Source organism: Microcoleus sp. D3_18_C4, from assembly GCF_036702355.1.
Classification (GTDB): Bacteria; Cyanobacteriota; Cyanobacteriia; order Cyanobacteriales; family Microcoleaceae; genus Microcoleus.
This window is the reverse complement of the sequence record NZ_JAUBTF010000026.1, coordinates 39,408-59,821: the sequence shown is the minus strand read 5'-3', so window position 1 is coordinate 59,821 and position 20,414 is coordinate 39,408. Positions and strand designations below refer to the sequence as shown.

Here is a 20,414-nt window from a genome sequence, read left to right as displayed (position 1 = left end):
AGTCCCTGGCTAATAGAAGACAGTCGGTTGAAACCGACTAAAAGATTTTAGAGATTACGCAACCGGAAGGAAATCAAATTAACACTTTACTACTTTTTAGGAGAATACCGTGACTCAATACTTTTCTACTTCTATCGAAGCCAGCAGCCAAGTCCAGAAGCACCCGGAATTTCTGGAAATTAACAACTTGTTCAAGTCGTATAAAAATGCTGACGGTACAGAATTTAGCGTCTTGGAAAATATCAATTTAAGTATTGGAGAAAACGAATATATTTCGGTAATCGGTCACTCCGGGTGTGGCAAATCAACGCTGCTAAAAATAGTGGCAGGTTTGGAAAAACAGAGCGCGGGAATAGTGACACTGGAAGGAAAAGAAATTCGCAAACCGGGAGCCGATCGCATGATGGTATTTCAGCACTACGGATTGCTGCCTTGGCTGACGGTGCGGGAAAATATTCGGCTGGCAGTTGATGAAGTTTTGCAAAGTCTTAGCCGCCCGGAGAAGATTAGTCTTGTCAACGAACACCTAGCAATGGTAAACTTAATATCGGCAGCCGATAAATATCCAGACGAAATTTCAGGGGGCATGAAACAGCGGGTTGGGATTGCGCGAGCTTTGGCGATTCGACCGAAAATGTTATTAATGGACGAACCGTTTGGAGCGTTGGATGCTCTAACTCGTGGCAAGTTGCAGAAACAGGTGCTGGATATCTGGGAAAATCACAGACAAGCTGCAATGATGATTACTCACGATGTGGATGAAGCTATCTATATGTCCGATCGTATTGTGCTGATGACAAACGGCCCGGCGGCGACAATAGGAGAGATTTTGTCAGTGCCGTTTGCACACCCGCGCGATCGCCAGGAGTTGCGGGAATCGAAGGATTATTACGAACTCCGCAACTATGCTTTGAATTTTCTCGATCGCTACTTTACTCAAGACGAATAACACCCGACGGATCGACATAACAATTCACTTAAGAGAGGTTAAGCCTGTGAATCTCAAAACAATGTTAGCGCGTTTTGAAAGTGCATTGGGATACCAAAATTTAGCAGAAGAAATGGTGTTGCTGCCGGAGCCAATATTACCAGTTTCTAAGAAATCAAAATCCTCAAAATCGACCAAAACAATCAATTTTATTGTCGGTTACAACAGTTCTCCCCAAAGTCAAATAGCTCTGGATATTACCCTTTGGATGGCGCATCAAACTCGTTTAGTAACAACTAAAGAAGTCACGGTTCAAGTCGTCTACGTTATAGACGAAGCGCCCAAAAGTTACGGCGAAGATACTTGCAAATTGGCTGTAGCAAATGCCTTGGCTGCCCAGGTCAAAGTGTCTAATTTAGAGGAAACATTCGCCCTTAATTGTGCAGCGCCTGCGATGGTTTTACCAGGGGAAATCCAATCGGTATCCCCGCCAAAAACTTGGATAGATCCGCATTATTTTCGAGAAATTTTTGGTCAAAAGAATGAGTATGAGATAGCAGATAAGTTGCTGTGGCAAGCGCGCTGTTTGGCTGAGGAATGGCGCGGTTTATTTAAAGCTCATTTACGCATCGGGCGGGTTGCTACAGAACTGAAAAACGTGGTTGAATTAGAATCAGCAAATTTACTATTCTTGGGCTGTGGTTCTGGCAACCATCGGCTGGTTAGGGAACTAGGCAATAATTTTCCCTGCTGCGTACTCGGGATTCCTTCGGCACTTAGCTATCAGATGGATGTTCAGCCTGAAGAAAGTTTGAGCAAGTTACAGTTGGCGACAACTATACCTGCACGTTAAACTTGTTCCCTCGTTGGGGCAGAATTTAATTATGTAAGGTGCAGCGCACCCTACGACTATAATTCGCGCGCCCAACCTTTTTTTGCATAAGTTCTATATCGATCACAAAATAACAATAGTTTCCTCCCTCGAAGTCCCAATTACGATACAATTGAGACTTTTTTTTGATTATTGAGATGTTTAAAATTACTCTTAAGGAAAATTCTCGTCACTTACCTGATCATAGACAATTCGTTAACTAATTTTATCCTTCCTCGGCACACAGAGCGCAGGAGCCGATCGATCGAGCGTTTGTCTTCCTCCGTCAAATTTTCGTCAAAAATAGCAGCCATCAAACCGTATCTATCGGCTAGAGTAATGTAGCCATTATGATTCACTTCGGCAAACAGCTCGCCCAAAGCAGATGGAATCAGGTTGATAGGAGTTTGCATAGCGATTGACTCTAAAATCGAGGATGGCGCGATCGGGCGTTTCTTCGGTAACAAAAGGCGATCGCACTCTGATATTCTGTCAGTATATTTCCTTAAAAGGTGTGACAATCAACCGCCAAAACTTGTGACAGCAAACAGCAAAAATTGTGAACGACATCACATTCCCTATTTGCGAAATATGCTAAAGCTTGCAGTTGCGTTTTAGCCCAAACATAGCAACTGCAAACTTAATTTTTGCTAAAGATTGTAAATCTGCACTTCCTCCACAGATTCAGCTAACTCAAACTTAAACACCCGCGAATAGAAATAGAATTCGCCGTCAAGAGTTCTTTTGATATTTTCAGCGCGGCGAAAACCGTGCTGTTCCCCTTCATAAGCAACATAAGCCACCGGCAAACCTTTAGCTTTCAATATCTCTACCATCATTTCCGCTTGATTAGGCGGAACCACTTTATCTTCTAATCCTTGAAAAAAGATAACGGGACAAGATAAACGTTCGGCGGAATGAATGGGCGAACGAGCTACATACAAATCTTTTCTTTCAGGATAAGGCCCGATTAATCCATCCAGATAGCGCGCTTCAAACTTGTGAGTATCCGTTACCAAAGCTTCCAAATCGCTAACTCCATAATAGCTCGCACCGGCCTTAAACACATCACGGAAAGTAAGAGCGCACAGAGTGGTGTACCCCCCTGCACTGCCTCCGGCGATCGCCATTCTTTCGCCATCAACTAAACCCTTTTGAGCTAAATATTTAGCACCGTTAGCGCAGTCGTCAACATCGACAATTCCCCAACTATCTTGCAGTCTTTTTCTGTATTCTCGGCCGTAACCAGTGCTGCCACCGTAATTAACATCGAGTACGGCAAAACCGCGACTCGTCCAATATTGAATTTTCAAATTCATGCTGCTAGAAGTAGCAGCAGTTGGGCCGCCGTGACTTTTCACAACAAGCGGCGGTTTTTCACCCGCAGGTGCTGCGAAATCTTGATTTTTCGGAGGATAGAAGAAACCGAAAGCAGTCAAATTGTTTTCCGTGGGGAATTCAATTGGTTCCGGTACAGAAAGATAACCCGGATTGATGCTTAAATTGCTCGATTGGCGCAATATTTCTAGTTGGCTTGTTGCTAAATTTAGTTGTACAATAGCAGTAGATTCAGTCGGCGAACTTGCCAGAAAAACAACTATTTGTCCCTGCGCTTTGACAGAGGAAATATCAGTGTAAGGCGTTTCAATTGTTGTCAACTGCTTTGTCGTTAAATCAAGACTCGCTAAATACCACTGGCCTTGCTGAGTGTAGGTGCAAATAATTTTGCTTTCCGAGACAACGGCATAAGTAGACATTCCAAAAACCCACTGAGGAAGTCCGAATTCAGCCGCCATTTCGCACAAGCTGGTTTCTATCTCTGCTTCCCCCCTTACCAAGGGGGGATTGAGGGGGGTTCTAGATTGCCAGCGGTAGAAATTCCACCAGTTAGACTTATCAGAAACAAAATACAAAACTCCATCGGGCGACCATTCCGGTTGAAAAATCGACTCCTCAACCCCGCCAGAAACTAAGTATTTTTCACCTAAAGAACCGTCAGCATTAATTTCTGCCACCCACAATTCTGTGCCATCCCACGGCATATTTGGATGGTTCCAACAAATCCAGGAAAGTAGAGAACCGTCAGGACTTAAACGAGGGGAAGCATAAAAATCATTACCCTGAGTTAAGATTTGAATATCTTCGCCGTTATCTAAATTAATGCTAACAATAGTATTGACAGGTTCGCCCTCACCTGAATGGTCTTCGCGCACGCAAATCAGGCGATTTGTTTGCTTGTCAACTATCGCATCTGCATAGCGAGAATTAGCAGTAGGTGTCAGAGGTTCTGGTTGAGAATTTAATGTTTGAGTATAAATACGTTGGTCGGCAAAATGAGAAAAATAGACCACACCGCCAGCAACTGCAAAAGCAGCGCCGCCGTATTCGTTAACGCGAGTGCGAACATTAAAAGGATGCGGTGTCACGTCGCTAATTGTACCGTCAGGAGTGCGCCGCACGAGGACGCTTCGCCCCGCTTCCGAAGGCCTTCCCTCAACCCAATAAATATCCTCGCCGTCAATAGCAATTTGTCCGAGTCCGACAGTTCCAGAAACAATTAAATCGGAAGAAATAGGTGATTTCCAAGAGCCGTAAGGTGATACTGTATTCATATAGTTGAGGCAGTTGTGTTTCTGGCACAAAAAAATTAATATTTGTACTTTACACTAATTCAGTCACCGGGGAAGCAAAATGTCCAAAAAACTCGTACTAATGGATCACGACGGTGCAGTTGACGACTATCTCTCTGTCGTGTTGCTGATGACAATGGAGGAAGTCGAAACTCTGGGAGTAATTGTAACTCCTGCGGACTGCTACATTCAACCGGCGGTGAGTGCAACGCGCAAAATCCTCGATTTGATGGGGCGTTCAGAGGTTCCGGTGGCGGCGAGTACCGTGCGGGGACTGAATCCATTTCCGGTGTTATTTCGGCGAGATTCCTTTGCAGTCGATCGACTTCCCATTCTAAATGAAAAAGGAACCATTGACACGCCGTTAATATCAGAACCCGGACAAAACTTTATGGTGCGAGTTTTGCGGGATGCAGCCGCACCAGTCACATTAATGGTAACGGGGCCGTTAACAACAGTAGCGCAAGCTTTAGATATCGCGCCCGAAATTGAAAGCAAAATTCAAGAAATTGTCTGGATGGGAGGCGCCCTCAATGTTATGGGCAATGTTAGCAAAGATATGGAACCCGGACAAGATATGTCGGCGGAATGGAATGCTTACTGGGACCCGATAGCAATCGAGAGAATTTGGCAAACCCAAATTCCCGTTGTCATGTGTCCTTTAGACATCACTAATAATGTACCGCTGACTGTAGAATTTTCCAATCTCTTAGCAAAACAGCGCAAATGTCCAATTTCCGACTTAGCAGGACAGTGTTATGCCATAGCAATATCTCAAGATTACTATTTTTGGGACATTTTGGCAACCGCTTATTTAGCACATCCAGAATTTTACCAACTGCGAGAATGGGAAACAGAAATTATTACCGAAGGCATCAGTCAAGGACGCACAAAAGTTAAAATGGGTGGGCGAAAAATTCAAGCAATGGATAAAGTAGACCTAGAAAACTTTTACAATTACATATTACAACAGTGGGCGAGGTAAAAATCACAATATCTGCTAGGACTGGTACGTAAAATCTCCGTACAAAACCCGCCCTAACGCCAATATTTACGGAGTCTTCTCTTCCCTCTCTTCCTCTGCGTCCTCTGCGCCCTCTGCGGTAAAAAAAACTCATCTCAAAAATGCTGCCAATTATATCAATCATCCCCTTAGCCCAAACCCCTCCCGCACCTCAAGAAAAAGTTCAAATCCAAGAAGTGCGACCTCTCCCCGGACAGTTAGACAATATACCAGTATTTAACAGCAACAGTCCAGAATTAGTGCTGCAAGAAGGAATTTTGCTTTCGACATTTCCCCCAGATGGTAAAAGATTTCCGGCGGCACATTTAAACTTTCCGTTTCAAGGACGTTTCGACATATTTGCCCACCACATAGCCCGCGCACCTTCCCCGGAAGATTTGCGAACATTATATCAAGGAGTAATTGTTTACAATCCGGGCAACAAACCAGTAAAATTAGATATATTGCAAGCTGCGAGTTATCTCAGTCAACCCGATGCACCTTTTATTGAATTGCCGCCGCAAGTCGATAATTCAAACAGTAATATTTATGCGGGGCCGGGAAGTCGCGCTGTGAATGATATTCTCAGAGGAAGGAGACAGTCTGACTTTGAGCCGGGGTTAATTATTCCACCTGGAAAAAGCCAATTGTTGATGAATCATCCGATACCGGTGCGGGGATTGGTACCGCCGCTAAACGGTCGATCGACCTTGATGCGGTTACGGAGCGATGGTATAGTCTATGTTGCTAGTCTGGCGATGTTTGCCCGAGTTGACGGACAGGGGAACGGACAGGGAAACGAGCGATCGCCCAACTTAGCAGAATGGCAAAACTTATTAGACAATGGTAATATAGCCGGGCCGCGCGATCGAACTCCCACACCGCCAGAAATCACCGAAGGTCAAATAATTTACGGCCGAGTTGCCGGTGTAGCATTAGGTTCAGAATGGCGAGCACTTCTCTCAGACAACCCCGCCACATCAAACCTAGCAATTCCCCAACCCGGAACAGCATTTTCCTACCCATTAAGTAGCCTCCCGCGCGGAATGCTGGGAACAAATCAAGTGCAAAGTGCGAGAATGCTAGTCCGCTACCCAGATACAGCATACCGCGCCCACGGCAATTACGGAATTCAATACAATCTCAGCTTGCCGCTGTACAATTCTACCAGCAACAATCAAACTGTAACTGTCGCAATTCAAACTCCAATTAAGACAGACAAATTAACTTCAGGAGGACTTAATTTTTTAGAAGCTCCGGCACCTCAAACTTTTTTTAGGGGGACGGTTCGAGTGCGGTATACTGATGACAATAAAGTGCCTCAAACTCGGTACGTGCATTTAGTGCAGCGGCGGGGACAGCAGGGGGAACCTTTGGTAAAATTAGAGATGAAATCGGGAGAAAAGCGACTTGTAGAAGTGGATTTTATTTATCCGCCCGATGCGTCGCCGCCGCAAGTCTTGACAGTGAAAACAAATTAAATCTGATTTGAAATTGTTTAACATTAGCAATTTACCGGGATTTGCCCATCTCGACAATGTGTTTGAGAGCGTTTAATCACTCTCTTCCAAAAAGGTTTGTACTCGACCGTTTGGTCGCAAAACAACTCGAATTTTCGGGTTTTTGCCATTAGAAACTGCAGAAACAAACGGCTCACCAGCTAATGGCATATTAATTTGCTCGATATAATCTGCTGCTGCTTTTCCCATCGGCACAATACTTTGAACTGACCCAGTTTCATCGATCAGCACGCTGTATTCCAAAGTTTGTTCCATTCCTTCTGGAGGCTTCCAGCGTTCCTCAAAGTAAGTTCTAGCTTCTGAAACTTGAGGAATTGTATCAAATAAAGTGCGGTTTTTTTTGCTTGCAGCCACCTCGTTGTTATTCTCAGACTCGGTGGTTGGTTGACCGTCCTCAAGGGGTGGGAGTTCGGTACTGGCGGGGGGGACAATCGGCTCGATGGGGCTGGGGAAGGTTTGGGGCGGGGGAACGGGAAATCGGGAAGCCGACAGGGAGGGCGGCAGGGGGGGCGGTACGGCGGGAGCTAGTCTCGGCGGTAATGGGGGCAGCACGTAGGGTACTGGTGCGGGTGCTTGGGGGGCGGAAATGGGTGGTTCTTCGGGGGCGGGAATAGTGATTGTTGACCCTTGAGGGAATGCTGGGGCGCTCTGTGGGGCGCTGGCTGCACTGCCGTTGGCGGGAAATAGCAGGGGTGGCTGCTGGATGGGGCTGGGTCTGTTGCTGGGGGGATTTGGGGCGAGGGCGATGGGGGGCAAGCTGGGACTGGGGGAGGTGGCGGTGTTGATGGGCGGGGGCGGCAGGGGCGGTAAACCGGGTGTGGCTGCGGGTGTTGGTGCTGGGGGTGTCGGTAGCGCGGGAACTGGACTGGGGGAAACGCCTGCAGCTAACTGGGGGTTTCCTGGAGCGGTGCTCAATTGTGGATTGGCGGGGGCTGAGGCGGTTTGGGGGGAGGTGGCGGTTCGATCGAGCAATTTGATAATTCCTGTCGTCAGGCCCGCGCTGGCGACCAGCATTGCTGCCACCTTGAGCCAGGGTGAGGACAACGGCCGTCGGGACTCACGGTTGAGGTTGGGAAGCGCCATCACTTCGGCGGCGCAGTCATCTAGTGCTGTGGCCAAGTCAAACAGTTGCAGGGTGCTCAAGGGAACTACTGGCCCGGATTCTACGGCGCTCAATGAGCCTAAAAACAAGTTGTGGGCAAGCAAGCCGCGGGGTTCTAAGCGGGGGGGAACCGGAAGGTAGGAAGTTGGGAGAGAGTAGGGGTTGGAAGTGGCTAGTTCGGAAGTGTTGACGGATCGATCGAATATAACGGCATTACGCGCGACTTCGGGCGAGTCTGAACCCGCAGGGATACGGCCTGTTTGAGATGTGAGGTTGCTTTCCCAATCGCGGGATTCGCCGAGCAAGTTTTGGACGTAGTTGCTGACAGCTTCGTGGAGGGTTTCGAGTTGAATTCGATCACCCCTGAGAGTAACGTGTTGGGTATCTGGCAGCCTGGGGTCGTCGAGTCGCAGCTCGAAACTTAAAGATTTAAACACCGGTTGGCCCGCCCAGCGAGATAGAGGCGAACTTTTGGCTGTAATTTCCAGCGTGCAAGTGGGGGGCGTGAACCGTTTGAGAACCATAGCAGAAAGTCTGTTGACTGTTGACTGTTGACTGTTGACTGTTGACTGTTGACTGTTGACTGTTGACTGTTGACTGTTGACTGTTGTTTAATTCTTAGAGCCGAAAGTCTGTTGACTACTGACTACTGACTACTGACTACTGACTACTGACTACTGACTATTGACTACTGACTGTTGTTTAATTCTTAGCACGGTCTAGAAGAGCCAGCCAGAGGCGGCGGTGGCCGCCGGGACTGCTGTAAAATAGCAAATCGATCAGGAGTTTGAGGGCCAAATCAGTCAACTCTCGGGCCGATAAATTTTCTGCATCTTCCATGCGCGAGCCATAAGTGTTGCTGAACCTGTCAATATAATCTCCCAACAAAGCGATGGTGTGAGGTTCGCGGTTTTGCTCGGCCATTTGTTCCAGCAAAGCAACAGCGCGGCGGATTAAAGCTTGGTGCTGTTTTGCCAAATGACAGCTTATCAAAACGAGCGATCGAGCTTCCTCCACATCGAGTTTTTTGCGCCCTCCCTGGCCTTTCCGCAGCGGGTTAGATTGGCGCAGCCGCCACAAAGCTACCCGATCGGCTACCATTGGCTCTAAATTCAGTTCGGCTGCTACCTTGAGCATCGCCTCTGAGCCAATTTCTGCCAGTGCTTCTAGGGCTAACAGCACTAAATCCAGTTGGGCTTTAATGTTGTCCAACTGGGTAGGTTCTGGTGCTTTTTGGGTCAATTCTTCCCAGTTGGGAGATTGGCCCGTTTCGTTGGGAGCGGAGGACTTTACGGTCGAGCGCATGGCTTCAGCACGGGAAATTAAGACTGGTTGAGGCAGGATATCAAACAGTATGCACTGATTAAAGCTTTTGGGCCTGTGGGCAACAGCACATCTGTTAAGTTGTCTCCATAGCTCGTTGCTTTGATTCCGGCAATCCTAACTGCTGGACGGAGTTGCGGGTTAAAAGTTGCGGCTTCAAGTTCGATCGATCGCAATCCGCAAAACCCATAGATTTTCACTCCTAACCATCCTACGCCACACAGTGACCGAAATCAAATCAGTGCTTTGAAACTATTGGGACTTATATCAATGCAAAGATCCTAGCGCTATCGAATGCTACTTATAGTCTGTCGCTACTTATAGTCTGTCAGATTATAGTTGTCATTGCTTCATCTGGCGCCATCTATGGATATTACGGAGCAATTTGGTAAAAAAGTTAGACATTTCAGAAAGCTCAGAAATCTTTCCCAAGATCAGCTTGCAGAACTATCTGAATTACATCGCACCTATATTGGTTCAGTTGAACGAGGTGAAAGGAATATAACCCTACTTAATGCAAGCAAAATAGCCAAGGCATTATCCGTTAGTCTAGCTGCTCTGGTAGTTGATGATGACTGAAAGAAGACTAGAGGAAATTTTAGAAAGATACCAAAACTCATTTACAAAAAAAATTTATGCAGAAGAGAATGAAGAACACGATATTTTAATGGATGTGTTTGGTATTTCTCCAATAATAAAAAAAGAAAATAGGCAATATTGGGGACGTGAGTTAGGTATGTGTTGGCAATTGTTAGTTACTGAAACGTGTAAAACATATTGCAGTAGCTTTCAGCCAGCATTTAAAGTTGGAAGCGATGAGCCGTGCGATCTGATTGTTGATGGGTACGCAATAGATACAAAATATCGTATTGGCTCAGGAGACTCTGGAACACTGAAAAAGTTCAAATCTTATGGCCCACTACTTCGTACTTATAATTACGAACCCGTATTCTTAATTCTTAGACAAGATAATTTGCCCGCAGCTATTACAGCGTGCCAAGTAGGGACTTGGAAAGTTTACACAGGGGACGATTCGTTTGAGTTCATAAAAACAATAAGCGGGTTTGATTTAAAGTCATTTCTTATTGAAAAAGTGGGAGAATTCCCTGTATACCGCTGAAACTATCAAGGCGCTTGTTGATAATCTCTATGTAGTCAGGTACTATTTCAATCCCAACATACCTAATGCCAAATTCTTGCGCCGCCAGCAAAGTAGTTCCCGATCCTGCGAAAGGATCGATTAGAATAGAATTTTCCAAACGCGGTACAAATATTTCGACCAGCTTTCTCATTAGAGCGATTGGTTTAACGGTGCAATGGACGTTAAACTCCTCGGTTTTCTCACGCTGTATACCTTCTAAAATATTTGATTGAAAACCACCAAACTGATCTTTAGTATAAAATACACCAGTACCATACTCCTGTAGAGTTTCCAAGTAATTATTGACCAGTGGTTTTTGAAGTACGCAGATTGCTTCCCATTCATTCCTCAGACAACTGTGCCAACCATCCCATTTTTCAGAATTTTCATATCCTTTCTTCTCTAACTGTTGTTTAATATTGACACCTTTAGGGATACCACTCGATCTTTTATAAACAAGAATATCTCTCGCATAGAAACCAGCATTTTCAAGTGCTACTTGTACGTGAGCAACAGTCCGTGTGCTGTTGAAAACTAAAACTGTCGCACCAGGTTTGCAGATCCGAAAAAGCTGCTCACCCCACTCAAAGCACCACTTTTCATAATCCAGAGTGTTGTTACGATTCCTTTGATACCATTTTTCGTTTCTGACTCCACCTGCTAAACCACTGCCATAGGGAATGTTTTTAACAAGGGTTTTATTTTCCTTGCCATTGACTCTTTCAATACGCCTTTGAATTTCTGAGTCATCCCATTTATGACCAATAAATTCATAATTATAAGGTGGATCAGTGATACACGCTGAAATATAATTTTCTGGCAAGGTCTTCATCACTTCACGACAGTCGCCAATCAAAACTTCATTTGAGGGAGTTTTTGTCATTAGTCAGGCAGTTACTAAAGTGGTAAATCAACTCTTAATTATGCCACATTTGCAGTCTAGTATCCATTCCGGTTGCATCAGTATGATATGTTCGTTGCGACTTGTGTTGCTGCAGACAACTAGATATAGCAGTCCTTGCAGGAGTCGTAAATTTTTTACCCCACCCCAACCCTCTCCGAACTCCTGGTTCGGGAGTAAGAAATTCACAAATGATTTAGGATTGCTATAATTACGAGTCAACCGGAAATGCTTGACATACTCCCCTGCCTGAAGGCGAGGGGATTCTAAGCTCAGACAGCAATTGCAGGCTTCGCCTGTCTAACATCACCTAACTTAGCGGTTGATGCCCCAACCGCACAAATATTTATGGCGGCGTTTTCGTCTCTGCCATTAACAGACTCACAGGACGGACAACGCCATTCACGCACCTCTAGCGCCAATTCTTTGAGAACGTGCCCACAATTCGAGCAAGTCTTAGAACTCGGATACCATCTGTCGATAAAGACGACTTGCTTCCCTTTCTTGGTTGCCACCCATTCGAGGATTTTCAGGAATTCCCCGAATGCTAAATCTGAGATATTGCGTCCCCATAAACGCTGCATCCCTTTCAAGTTAAGCGTTTCAAAGCACAAAACATCAAACCGATTCGTTAACTCATGCGCCAACTTCCAGAACCAATCAGAGCGGCGATTGGTCACGTCTTCATGCTTGCGAACTAGATTCAATCTGGCTCGTTCTCGACTGGCTGAACCTTTTCGTTTCTTGGAGTGCTGACGACTCGCTTTCTTGATGGCATTCAGGGATTGTTTGAGGAATTGCGGTGATTCAATCTTGGAACCATCAGAGCAAGTGAGAAATGTTTTCAAGCCAAAATCAAACCCAGCAATTTTACCTGTCTCGAATTTGGTTTCTGACTCATCAACACTGTCAACAACGACAACCATAAACAACTCTCCTAAAATCGTGCGCTTAATGGTTAGCGTCTTGACTGTTCCCTCTATTTCTCTGGAGTTCCAATACTGATAAACGCGATTCCCAATCTTGATCCGATTGCCCGTCAAGAACTTGTAGCCAGCTTGTTTAAGGGTGAACGATTTGTATCGTCTAACCTTTTTGAAGTTGGGCGGTCTAACTCCTTTCTTGTGATGCTTAAAGAACAGTTGGTAGGCTTTCTCAATGCGTTGACAGATATCCTGTACAGCCTGAGATCCAACCTGTTGCCAGAATGCTTTACGCTTTCTGAGTTTGGCGATATGACTTTGAAGTTTGCTGCAATTCAAGTGCTTACCCCACATCCGGTAGTACCGTTTGTGAAGTGCAATGCAATGGTTATAAATCACCCCGGCAGCATTGATAGACCGCTTAAGGTGTTTATTCCGACTGCTTTGATAGAGCTTGAACTTTAGTGTTTTCATGCTAGTATTGTATATCATCTAGATATACTTTGCCCTGAAAAAAAGTGTGTTTTTTAGACTGACTGATGAAGAGTTTGAGAAGTTAGAAACCTATTGTAAAGCCACTGGAAGATCCCAATCAGATGTTTTAAGGGAACTCATCCGAAGCCTTAAGACAAAGAGAAAGCCGTCCTAGAAGGACGGGGCTTTAGAACCATTTCTCCGGTAAATCCTGACTATTTCAAATAAACCACCGTCACACCTCCACCCCCTTCTTTTTGACTGGCGAGCTCAAAGCGGGAAACCTGCGGGTGAGTCGCGAGGAACTCGTGAACCCCGCGCCGCAACTGTCCCGTACCTTTGCCGTGAATTATCCACAGCACTCCGTATTCCACGGCCTTGGAAAGAGCTCTGTCTATTTCGATTTCTGCGTCTGAGACTCTCGCACCCCGTAAGTCGATCGAATTATTAGCAGTACGAATGGCAATTTCGGGATTGGGTTTTGGAGATTCCGCCGCTGCTTGCTTAGCTTTAGCGGTAGCGAGTGCTTGTGCTTGGGCGGCCGCCTTGGCTAATTGAGCTTTAGTTTCCGGTTTTTGACCGTCGAGGGATTCAATTTCTCCTAATTTGACAGTCATTTTCATAATCCCAAACCGAACGCTCAACTCTTCGTTAGCGTCTGGGCCGCTGAGGACTTCGGCGGTTTGGCCCAAGCTGGGAATGCGGATGCGATCGCCCACTTTCGGCATAAAACTCGGTTTGGGTTTAGCCGGTTGCTGTCGAGAGGGGAGATGTTTTTGGGAAATTTGATTTAAGGTTTCTGTCGCTTGTTGGGCATTTTGAGCCGTTTGATTGCCCGACTGCAAGCGCCGAATGATTTGAGCAATTTCTGATTTTGCCGACCCGATCGCCTCATTTACTGCCACTTCCTGAGCTATTTTTAGTTCTCGCTCCCGCTCTTGCAAAGCCGCTGCTTTTTGAGAAACTTCTCTGTGCAGTTTTTCGGTTTGGTGTAGCAGTTGAGTTGCTTCTCTGGCCTTGGTTTCCTGTTTCCGGCGCTGTGCTTCGAGCCCAGCAATCACTTGATTGACATCTTGAGACGCTCCCCCGACATAGGTTTGAGCTTCTTCGACAATTTCTGGTAGCAAACCGAGTCTTTTGGCAATGGTGAGGGCGTTGGAACGTCCGGGAATTCCCCACAGCAAGCGATAGGTTGGCTGCATGGAATTGTCGTCAAATTCTACTGAGGCATTTTCAAAGCGGGAGTCTTGATATTTGAGGGCTTTGAGTTCGCCAAAGTGGGTAGTTGCAACTGTTAATAGGGAATGTTGGGCGAGGTATTGCAACAGGGCGATCGCCAATGCACTGCCTTCTGAGGGGTCTGTCCCCGCTCCTACTTCGTCTAACAAAACTAAAGATTTGGGAATTGGTAATTGGGAATTGGGATTTAGGATTTGGGGTTGGGGAATTTGTAATTTAGGTTTGAGAATTGGGAGAGCAGAAACAGTGTTCTGTGTAGCTGTGACTTCTGGGTCTTGCTGTTGGGAATTAGTAATTGGAAGGTTTGAATTTTCTTCCCCTTCAGCCTGCGATTTATTGTGTAAAACTTCTAAAATGCGGCTGATGCGGCGGATATGGCCGGAGAAAGTAGACAAACTTTGCTGCAAAGATTGTTCGTCACCAATATCGGCCAAAATATTGTCGAACCAAGGCAATTCTACGGGTTCGCGGGCGGCAACAAACATTCCGGCTTTTGCCATTAAAGCTGCCAAGCCCAAGGTTTTGAGGGTGACAGTTTTGCCACCAGTGTTGGGGCCAGTGATGGCGACGACGCGGATGTGCGGCGCGATCGTTAAATCGACCGGCACGACTGGAAAGCCTTGCTCGTGCTGTTGCTGCCAAACTAATAAAGGATGGCGCAACTGGCGCAGGGTAATTTGCGATCGCAGGTTGCGAATTAATAATTGACTGTTTTCTGAGTTTTCCTCATCTTCTTTTTCCTCATCTTCTTTTTCCTCATCTTCTGTTTCGGGATTTTTTGGTGCTAATTCTGGCTCTCCCAATTCGATAAATTTCGGCGGATTTGCTTGCAACCAAAAACTATAACGCGCTTTAGCGGCGGCTAAATCTAAAGTTGTAACTACCACCACCAATCTGTCTAAATCGGGTTTGACTGCTGCGACTTGCTCCGTGAGGGCGCGGCGGACTGCTTCTTCTTCGGCTTGTTCTTGCCTGAGCAACTGCCGCATTTGGTTGTTAAGATTGACTGTGCTGTGGGGTTCTACGTAAAGAGTCGCGCCGCTGGCCGAGGAGTCATGAACGATGCCCGGTATGGCATCTTTTTGGGGAGCTTTGACGGGAATGACAAAGCGTCCGCTTCTTTGGGTAATTAGCTGTTCTTGTACGGCGTTGGATTGGCGCTGCAAAATCCCCTGCAATATTTGATAAATGCGATCGCGCAACTGTCGCATTTGAACTCTAATTCCTGCTAATTTAGGAGTGGCTCTGTCTGCTACTTGAGCGCGATCGTCTATACAGCGATGGATTTCTTGCTCTAGTTCGGGATAAGTCCGCAATTGGGATGCCAGTTCTTTGAGCGTCGGCACATCTGCCTGAGAGTCAATTATCCGGCGCAATTGCCTTGCTCCGGCGAGGGTAGTAGCAATTGCCAGCAATTCTTCGCCGCTGAGCAAACCTTGCAGTTCGGCTCGCTGCAGAGAAGTGCCGATGTCTTGGATTCCTTCAAAACTCAAAGCACCGCCAGCGCGGCTGTCTAACTGATAAGCTTCCTGAGTTTGGGCTAGGAGTTCTGCTGTTTGAGGTTGAGTTGCCGGGATTTCGAGGTCGAGGGCGGCGGCGACGCCAAGTTTGGTGGCCGCGAAGGTAGCCAAGTGCTGACACAGGCGCGGCCATTCTAATAGTTCTAGTGTTTCGGCTTGAATCAAAGTTGAGGTGGTGTTGGTAATTGGCATTCTCAGGCGCTGACCGAGAAGGTGAATTTAACGATACTATTAATTGATTTTAAAGTTTTTTATTGTTTCCTGGCGCAATTTGAGAAACTATCTGCGATCGCCCTCAGCAGTCTTTCGGCAGAAAGCTCTGATGTACCATTAATTACGAAGGAGAAAATTTGCATTTTTGCATTGCCCGTCTAAAATTATACCTTCTAGTGATACCAGTCCCAAAAAAATATGCAACTGTAGGCAAGCTCCCAACTATTATTATACAGTAAATCATTCCCAATTTTTTGCTCTAAAATATAAAATCTAAAATGGTATGGGCGATTTGGGGTTTTGAGGAAGCGGGCATCGGTTGTTTTTTGATGTAATTGAACTATTTTGGAATTTTAAATCTGTCAGCGCAATTCTGGCGGTTGTATCCTAAAAAGTAATTTGTAGAGTTGGTAGAAGTATGGCAAAGATTCTGGCGATCATCGGGGATACTGTGACTTTTCAAGTTGTGCAAGAGTTACTCAGCCAAGAGGGACATCAGGTGAGAGTCGTTTCCGACGATAAGGAGGGTTTAGAATTGGCGAGGGAATTGTCCCCCGATGCGATAATTTGCGACGGGACTTCGCCTCAAATCAACTTTTTGGAGGTGTGCCGGCTGCTGAAAGCCGATGGAGAATTGGCGACAGCCTATTTTATTCTGCTGACAACACCGGAGCAATTTGATGAAATTCAAGAATTGGATGCGCCCTGGGACGATTTTCTGTTTAAACCGATAGTTAAGCAGGAATTATTGGCGCGGGTGCGCGCGTCTAAGCGATCGCACGAGTTGAGGGCGCAGTTGGCTCTCACCCAACAAGAATTGGATCGGTCGCGCGATCGACTGCTACAAACTGAAAAAATGTCAAGTTTGGGCGAATTGGTATCAGGTATCGCCCACGAAATTAACAACCCAATTACTTTTATTTACAGCAATCTAACTCACGTCCAAAGCTACGCTACCGATTTAATTGAACTGCTGCGATTGTATCAAAAAGAGCTAGTCGAGCCCGGAGCGGAAATTCGGCAAAAACAACAAGATATGGATGTGGAATTCGTACTCGACGATTTATTAAAAATTGTGAGTTCCATGCGTACCGGAAGCGATCGCATCCGCCAAATAATCTTGTCGCTACAGGATTTTTCCCGCAGCGATCGATCGGGCTGGCAGTTATTTGATGTTTCCGACGGTTTAGAAAATACTCTGTTGTTGTTGCAGCACCGCTTGCCGGCTCGCGAGGGAAGGCGAGACATCAAGGTGATCAAACAATTCGGCAATTTGCCACAGATTGAGTGTTATGCAGGTCTGCTCAATCAAGCTTTTCTGAATATAATCAATCACGCGATCGATGCTTTGGAAGAGTCGGCTCAAGAGTTAGAGGAGTTGGAATCCGTCAAATTTAAGCCTGTGATTTTGATTACCACTCAGGTGGTCGATGCTCAGCGAATTTCGATTGAGATTGCTGATAACGACATCGCACATAGCAAAGATACCACAGCCGAAATTTCCGATCCATTTTTGGGAGCAAAACCTGCGGAACCACCCATATCATCGGGACTTGCTCTCAGCTATCGGATAATTGTAGACCAGCACAAAGGAGAGTTCAAGTGTTTTTCCGAACCGGGTAAAGGCACTAAAATTCAGATAGAGATTCCGCTGCGTCACAGTTAATTAACAGTATTTACCGTTGGTGGGGGCGGGTTTTTGAAATGGTTGGTTGTAGCCGGAAATTCTTGTGAATCCGCCCCTACAATGACTGCACTTTTTTCAGGGAAAATTTTGTAGAGGGAATGGCAGAAGTTATCGAAAAGAGAATTGAAATATGAATAATTCCATCGAGAGGGGCAACCACGGGAGATTGCCCCTACAAAACACGGTTATGTAGATGTTGTGTGTCTAGGATTGGAATAACTAAAGGGAGACTTGCGCGCCTTGAGTATCAAGGCCGATCGCCCTTACATCTGCCTTTACCCCAAATTCCATCCAAGCAGCCGCCATTTCCCTCACAACCGCATCAGCATTAGTAGCATCCGTTAAAGCCAAAAGCGTTGGGCCGGCACCGCTAATTACCATTCCATAGGCCCCTGCATTCACGGAGGCTTGTTGCACCGCTTCATATCCCTTAATCAGAGATTGCCGGTAAGGTTGGTGAATTTTGTCTTGGAGGGCGCAGCGCAGCCAGTTTTCATTCGCAGTTTCCAAAGCCCGCACTAGCAAACCGAGGTGTGCGGCATTAAAAATCGCGTCAGCCCTGCTGTAATCCGCGGGCAAAACTTGGCGCGCTTCGGCTGTAGAAAGTTCAAAATCGGGAATGGCTACCACGAGCACAATATTTGGATGCCAGGGAATATCGCAAATCTCCCAGGAACCGCTTGGTGGATTGCTAGCAGCGAGGCGACATCCTCCGAGTAAAGCGGGGACAACGTTGTCTGGATGTCCTTCAAGTTCGATCGCCAATTGCATCACTTCCACCTGAGTCAAAGGCGCACCGGCTAACTCATTTGCACCGACTAACCCACCGACAATAGCTGTGGCGGAACTCCCCAAACCTCTAGCCAGCGGAACTTGCATATCTATATGTATCGCTACAGGGGGCGGCGATTGTTGGAGGCGATCGTATAACTTGAGAAAAGCTTGATAAGCGAGATTGCTGTCGTCTGTCTTGACTTTGGCGGCTTCTTTGCCTGTAACAGTAATTTTTAGTTTCTCTGTTGCTGAGGGTTCGAGTCGGGAGAATTGGAAGCGGTTGTAGAGGCTTAAAGCGGCGCCGATGCAGTCGAATCCGGGGCCTAGGTTGGCGGTTGTGGCGGGTACGGTGACGGTGACGGTGGAAGTTTCGGGCATTTTTTGAATAGTTAATTTGAAGTGTTTAACCGCAGATGGACGCAGATGAACACAGATGGTTTTTTGGTGTTTGTGCGCTCGACTATTTTAACTGATTCCTAGAACATCTTCGTAAATTTGTGCGATCGGGCATTGAAAGTCTACGCTAGCCAAGCGAACTTCTTCGCCCTCCGCGTAAGGGTAAAGTTCCCAGCGCCCTTCTGCATTGCGCTGGTAAGATTCTACACTTATTCTCTCTTGGTTAATAACTACATATTCTTGTAAAGTTTCTAAGGTGCGGTAGTCGGCAAATTTATTTCCGCGATCGAATGCTGCTGTTGTTGGAGATAAAACTTCTACTATTAAGCGCGGGTAGCGTTTGAAATATTCCAGGCTTCTATCTCTTTCATCGCAAGTCACCATGATGTCTGGATAGTAAAACACATCTGCTTGCTCAATTCTGGCTTTCATGTTTCCTATGTAAATTCGGCATCCTCTACCCCGAACGTGGTTTCTCAGCAGTGCAAATAAGTTGCCTGCAATTGTCTCGTGAGCATCACTTGCTCCTGCCATGGCATAAATTTCGCCTTGTCTGTATTCGTGTTTTATGGGGCTGATTTTTTCCCCTTCTAAATAGTCTTCCGGGGATGCGTAGTTGTGACTTTTGGTGGCAACCATAGTATGTATTTCTTAAAGACTAATCATATTCTACCATTTTTTCACAACCCATTTATTCTTGCAGCATTTGAAGATGCTTGATAGCATCTTGATAATCGTTGGTATTGCCATCTTTTTGATAGAGTTCGGCTGCTTTATGATAATCGGCGATCGCCCCCGGTTTGTCTTCTAAGAACTCGCGGACTCTGGCGCGGTTGTAGTAGGCGTCGCCGTAGTTGGGGTTAATTTCAATTGCGCGATCGAAATCTGCTTTAGCTGCTTGATAGTCTTTGAGATGGCGGGCGTGGATAATGCCGCGTTTGTTGTGCGCTTTGGCGTAGTTTGGGTTGAGGCGGATGGCTTCGGTGTAATCGGCGATCGCCCCTTGAATATCTCCTGCTTCTGATTTGGCTAAAGCGCTGTTAAATAAGTCTTCAGCAGAATTTTTAACAAGAGTTCTTTGAACTATTAAAGCTGAAGATTCAGCAGAAACAGCAGGGGATACATTACCCAAGATACTCAAGATTCCTATAGTAGCAATTAAATTGTAAAATGATGATTTCATAATTTAGGCAAAAATTTGAGCGACAGAACAACTAAAACCGGGCAACAAAGGTGAAGTTAGTTCATCATTGCTCAACAGCGTAGCAATGAGCCTTAAACTTGCTTGTTCCCTGCGATAAACTTCTATTTGCTGCAATTGCCAATTCACAACCCAGTATTCCTGTACTCCTCGTACCGAATAGAGTCTGAGTTTCAAATCTCGATCGCGTCTATGATTGTCTGCACCGGGGGACAATACTTCAACAATTAACTCGGGTGCGGCGGTTAAATGGCCTGCTTCGTCTAGCAAGATAGCCAAGCGTTCATTGCTGGCCCAAACTACATCAGGTATGACATTATCAGCATCAGTGAAAATAAGGCCTGGATTGATGGCGGCTCGTCCCAAACCAGTAGACATCGACCAAGTATCAAGGCAAGAAAAAAATCTGCCACAAGTCTGTTGATGCCCCCAATGCGGTGCTCTAGTCATAAATAGCTCCCCATCAATAATTTCGTAACGATCGCCGTTATCGGGCAATAGTTCTAAATCGGCGGTAGTCCAGCGTACTTTATCAGATATTGTCTGGTTCATACAAGCACTCTTGATA

The 20,414-nt window shown here is 46.1% G+C and carries 21 protein-coding genes; 9 read left to right on the top strand and 12 right to left on the bottom strand.

The features are described 5' to 3' along the window. Positions 1-109 precede the first annotated feature (109 nt). The gene (locus QUA90_RS14965) at positions 110-949 is read left to right on the top strand and encodes a nitrate ABC transporter ATP-binding protein (RefSeq protein ID WP_333321905.1); all 840 of its coding nucleotides are present in this window, start codon (positions 110-112) and stop codon (positions 947-949) included. A 46-nt stretch (positions 950-995) separates the two neighbouring features. Further along, a complete protein-coding gene (locus QUA90_RS14960; protein ID WP_333321907.1) occupies positions 996-1,781 on the top strand; it encodes a universal stress protein in 786 nt (261 codons plus the stop codon). A 212-nt stretch (positions 1,782-1,993) separates the two neighbouring features. On the opposite strand, the gene QUA90_RS14955 is transcribed toward QUA90_RS14960, so the two are convergent. Further along, the gene (locus QUA90_RS14955; RefSeq protein WP_333084085.1) at positions 1,994-2,212 is read right to left on the bottom strand and encodes a hypothetical protein; all 219 of its coding nucleotides are present in this window, start codon (positions 2,210-2,212) and stop codon (positions 1,994-1,996) included. Positions 2,213-2,217: 5 nt separating this feature from the next. Between QUA90_RS14955 and QUA90_RS14950 the strand changes: the two genes are divergently transcribed. Beyond that, positions 2,218-2,340, top strand: a complete 123-nt coding sequence (locus QUA90_RS14950; RefSeq protein WP_333086344.1) for a hypothetical protein — start codon at positions 2,218-2,220, stop codon at positions 2,338-2,340. A gap of 109 nt (positions 2,341-2,449) precedes the next feature. On the opposite strand, the gene QUA90_RS14945 is transcribed toward QUA90_RS14950, so the two are convergent. Next, a complete protein-coding gene (locus tag QUA90_RS14945) occupies positions 2,450-4,411 on the bottom strand; it encodes a S9 family peptidase (RefSeq protein ID WP_333446283.1) in 1,962 nt (653 codons plus the stop codon). Positions 4,412-4,490: 79 nt separating this feature from the next. Here QUA90_RS14945 and QUA90_RS14940 point away from each other — a divergent pair, with 79 nt between their 5' ends. Both QUA90_RS14940 and QUA90_RS14935 read left to right on the top strand, forming a co-directional pair. After that, positions 4,491-5,414 (top strand): nucleoside hydrolase, encoded by a 924-nt coding sequence (locus QUA90_RS14940; RefSeq protein ID WP_333446281.1) that lies wholly within the window; start codon positions 4,491-4,493, stop codon positions 5,412-5,414. Positions 5,415-5,554: 140 nt separating this feature from the next. Continuing rightward, positions 5,555-6,913, top strand: coding sequence for a DUF3370 domain-containing protein (locus QUA90_RS14935; RefSeq protein ID WP_333384907.1), 1,359 nt, complete (start codon positions 5,555-5,557; stop codon positions 6,911-6,913). A gap of 72 nt (positions 6,914-6,985) precedes the next feature. On the opposite strand, the gene QUA90_RS14930 is transcribed toward QUA90_RS14935, so the two are convergent. The 3 genes from QUA90_RS14930 to QUA90_RS14920 all read right to left on the bottom strand — a co-directional run bounded on the left by QUA90_RS14930 (position 6,986) and on the right by QUA90_RS14920 (position 9,577). Beyond that, positions 6,986-8,578, bottom strand: a complete 1,593-nt coding sequence (locus tag QUA90_RS14930) for a DUF4335 domain-containing protein (RefSeq protein ID WP_333384904.1) — start codon at positions 8,576-8,578, stop codon at positions 6,986-6,988. A gap of 178 nt (positions 8,579-8,756) precedes the next feature. Continuing rightward, complete coding sequence (locus QUA90_RS14925; protein ID WP_333384901.1) at positions 8,757-9,359, bottom strand: DUF3038 domain-containing protein; 603 nt, start codon at positions 9,357-9,359, stop codon at positions 8,757-8,759. A 17-nt stretch (positions 9,360-9,376) separates the two neighbouring features. After that, entirely contained in the window at positions 9,377-9,577 is a 201-nt protein-coding gene (locus QUA90_RS14920) for a hypothetical protein (protein ID WP_333446279.1), read from the bottom strand. A 166-nt stretch (positions 9,578-9,743) separates the two neighbouring features. On the opposite strand from QUA90_RS14920, the gene QUA90_RS14915 reads away from it, so the two are divergent. Together QUA90_RS14915 and QUA90_RS14910 are read left to right on the top strand one after the other, a co-directional pair. Beyond that, a complete protein-coding gene (locus QUA90_RS14915; protein WP_333446278.1) occupies positions 9,744-9,956 on the top strand; it encodes a helix-turn-helix transcriptional regulator in 213 nt (70 codons plus the stop codon). Beyond that, positions 9,946-10,497, top strand: a complete 552-nt coding sequence (locus QUA90_RS14910; RefSeq protein WP_333446276.1) for a hypothetical protein — start codon at positions 9,946-9,948, stop codon at positions 10,495-10,497. Before QUA90_RS14915 ends, QUA90_RS14910 begins: the two co-directional genes overlap by 11 nt. On the opposite strand, the gene QUA90_RS14905 is transcribed toward QUA90_RS14910, so the two are convergent. After that, on the bottom strand, positions 10,460-11,401 hold the full coding sequence (locus QUA90_RS14905; RefSeq protein ID WP_333446274.1) for a site-specific DNA-methyltransferase: 942 nt from the start codon (positions 11,399-11,401) through the stop codon (positions 10,460-10,462). The two genes, QUA90_RS14910 and QUA90_RS14905, sit on opposite strands and share 38 nt — an antisense overlap. 290 nt (positions 11,402-11,691) lie before the next feature. After that, positions 11,692-12,816, bottom strand: coding sequence for a transposase (locus QUA90_RS14900; protein WP_333446272.1), 1,125 nt, complete (start codon positions 12,814-12,816; stop codon positions 11,692-11,694). Positions 12,817-12,862: 46 nt separating this feature from the next. Between QUA90_RS14900 and QUA90_RS14895 the strand changes: the two genes are divergently transcribed. Next, positions 12,863-12,991: a ribbon-helix-helix protein, CopG family gene (locus QUA90_RS14895; RefSeq protein WP_333446270.1), complete on the top strand. Its 129-nt coding sequence runs from the start codon at positions 12,863-12,865 to the stop codon at positions 12,989-12,991. 40 nt (positions 12,992-13,031) lie between these two features. Here the strand turns inward: QUA90_RS14895 and QUA90_RS14890 are convergent, their stop codons facing one another. Further along, positions 13,032-15,740, bottom strand: coding sequence for an endonuclease MutS2 (locus QUA90_RS14890; RefSeq protein ID WP_333446311.1), 2,709 nt, complete (start codon positions 15,738-15,740; stop codon positions 13,032-13,034). A 466-nt stretch (positions 15,741-16,206) separates the two neighbouring features. Here QUA90_RS14890 and QUA90_RS14885 point away from each other — a divergent pair, with 466 nt between their 5' ends. Next, a complete protein-coding gene (locus QUA90_RS14885) occupies positions 16,207-17,454 on the top strand; it encodes a response regulator (RefSeq protein WP_333446268.1) in 1,248 nt (415 codons plus the stop codon). A 240-nt stretch (positions 17,455-17,694) separates the two neighbouring features. On the opposite strand, the gene thrB is transcribed toward QUA90_RS14885, so the two are convergent. From thrB to QUA90_RS14865, 4 genes are all read right to left on the bottom strand, one after another. Continuing rightward, positions 17,695-18,627 carry a homoserine kinase gene (gene thrB, locus QUA90_RS14880; RefSeq protein WP_333446266.1) on the bottom strand — a complete coding sequence of 311 codons (933 nt, stop codon included), beginning with the start codon at positions 18,625-18,627 and terminating at the stop codon, positions 17,695-17,697. Positions 18,628-18,714: 87 nt separating this feature from the next. Then, positions 18,715-19,284, bottom strand: a complete 570-nt coding sequence (locus QUA90_RS14875) for a Uma2 family endonuclease (RefSeq protein ID WP_333446264.1) — start codon at positions 19,282-19,284, stop codon at positions 18,715-18,717. A 52-nt stretch (positions 19,285-19,336) separates the two neighbouring features. After that, on the bottom strand, positions 19,337-19,828 hold the full coding sequence (locus QUA90_RS14870) for a tetratricopeptide repeat protein (protein WP_333446262.1): 492 nt from the start codon (positions 19,826-19,828) through the stop codon (positions 19,337-19,339). 3 nt (positions 19,829-19,831) lie between these two features. Next, entirely contained in the window at positions 19,832-20,398 is a 567-nt protein-coding gene (locus tag QUA90_RS14865) for a Uma2 family endonuclease (RefSeq protein ID WP_333321934.1), read from the bottom strand. Positions 20,399-20,414: the final 16 nt, after the last annotated feature.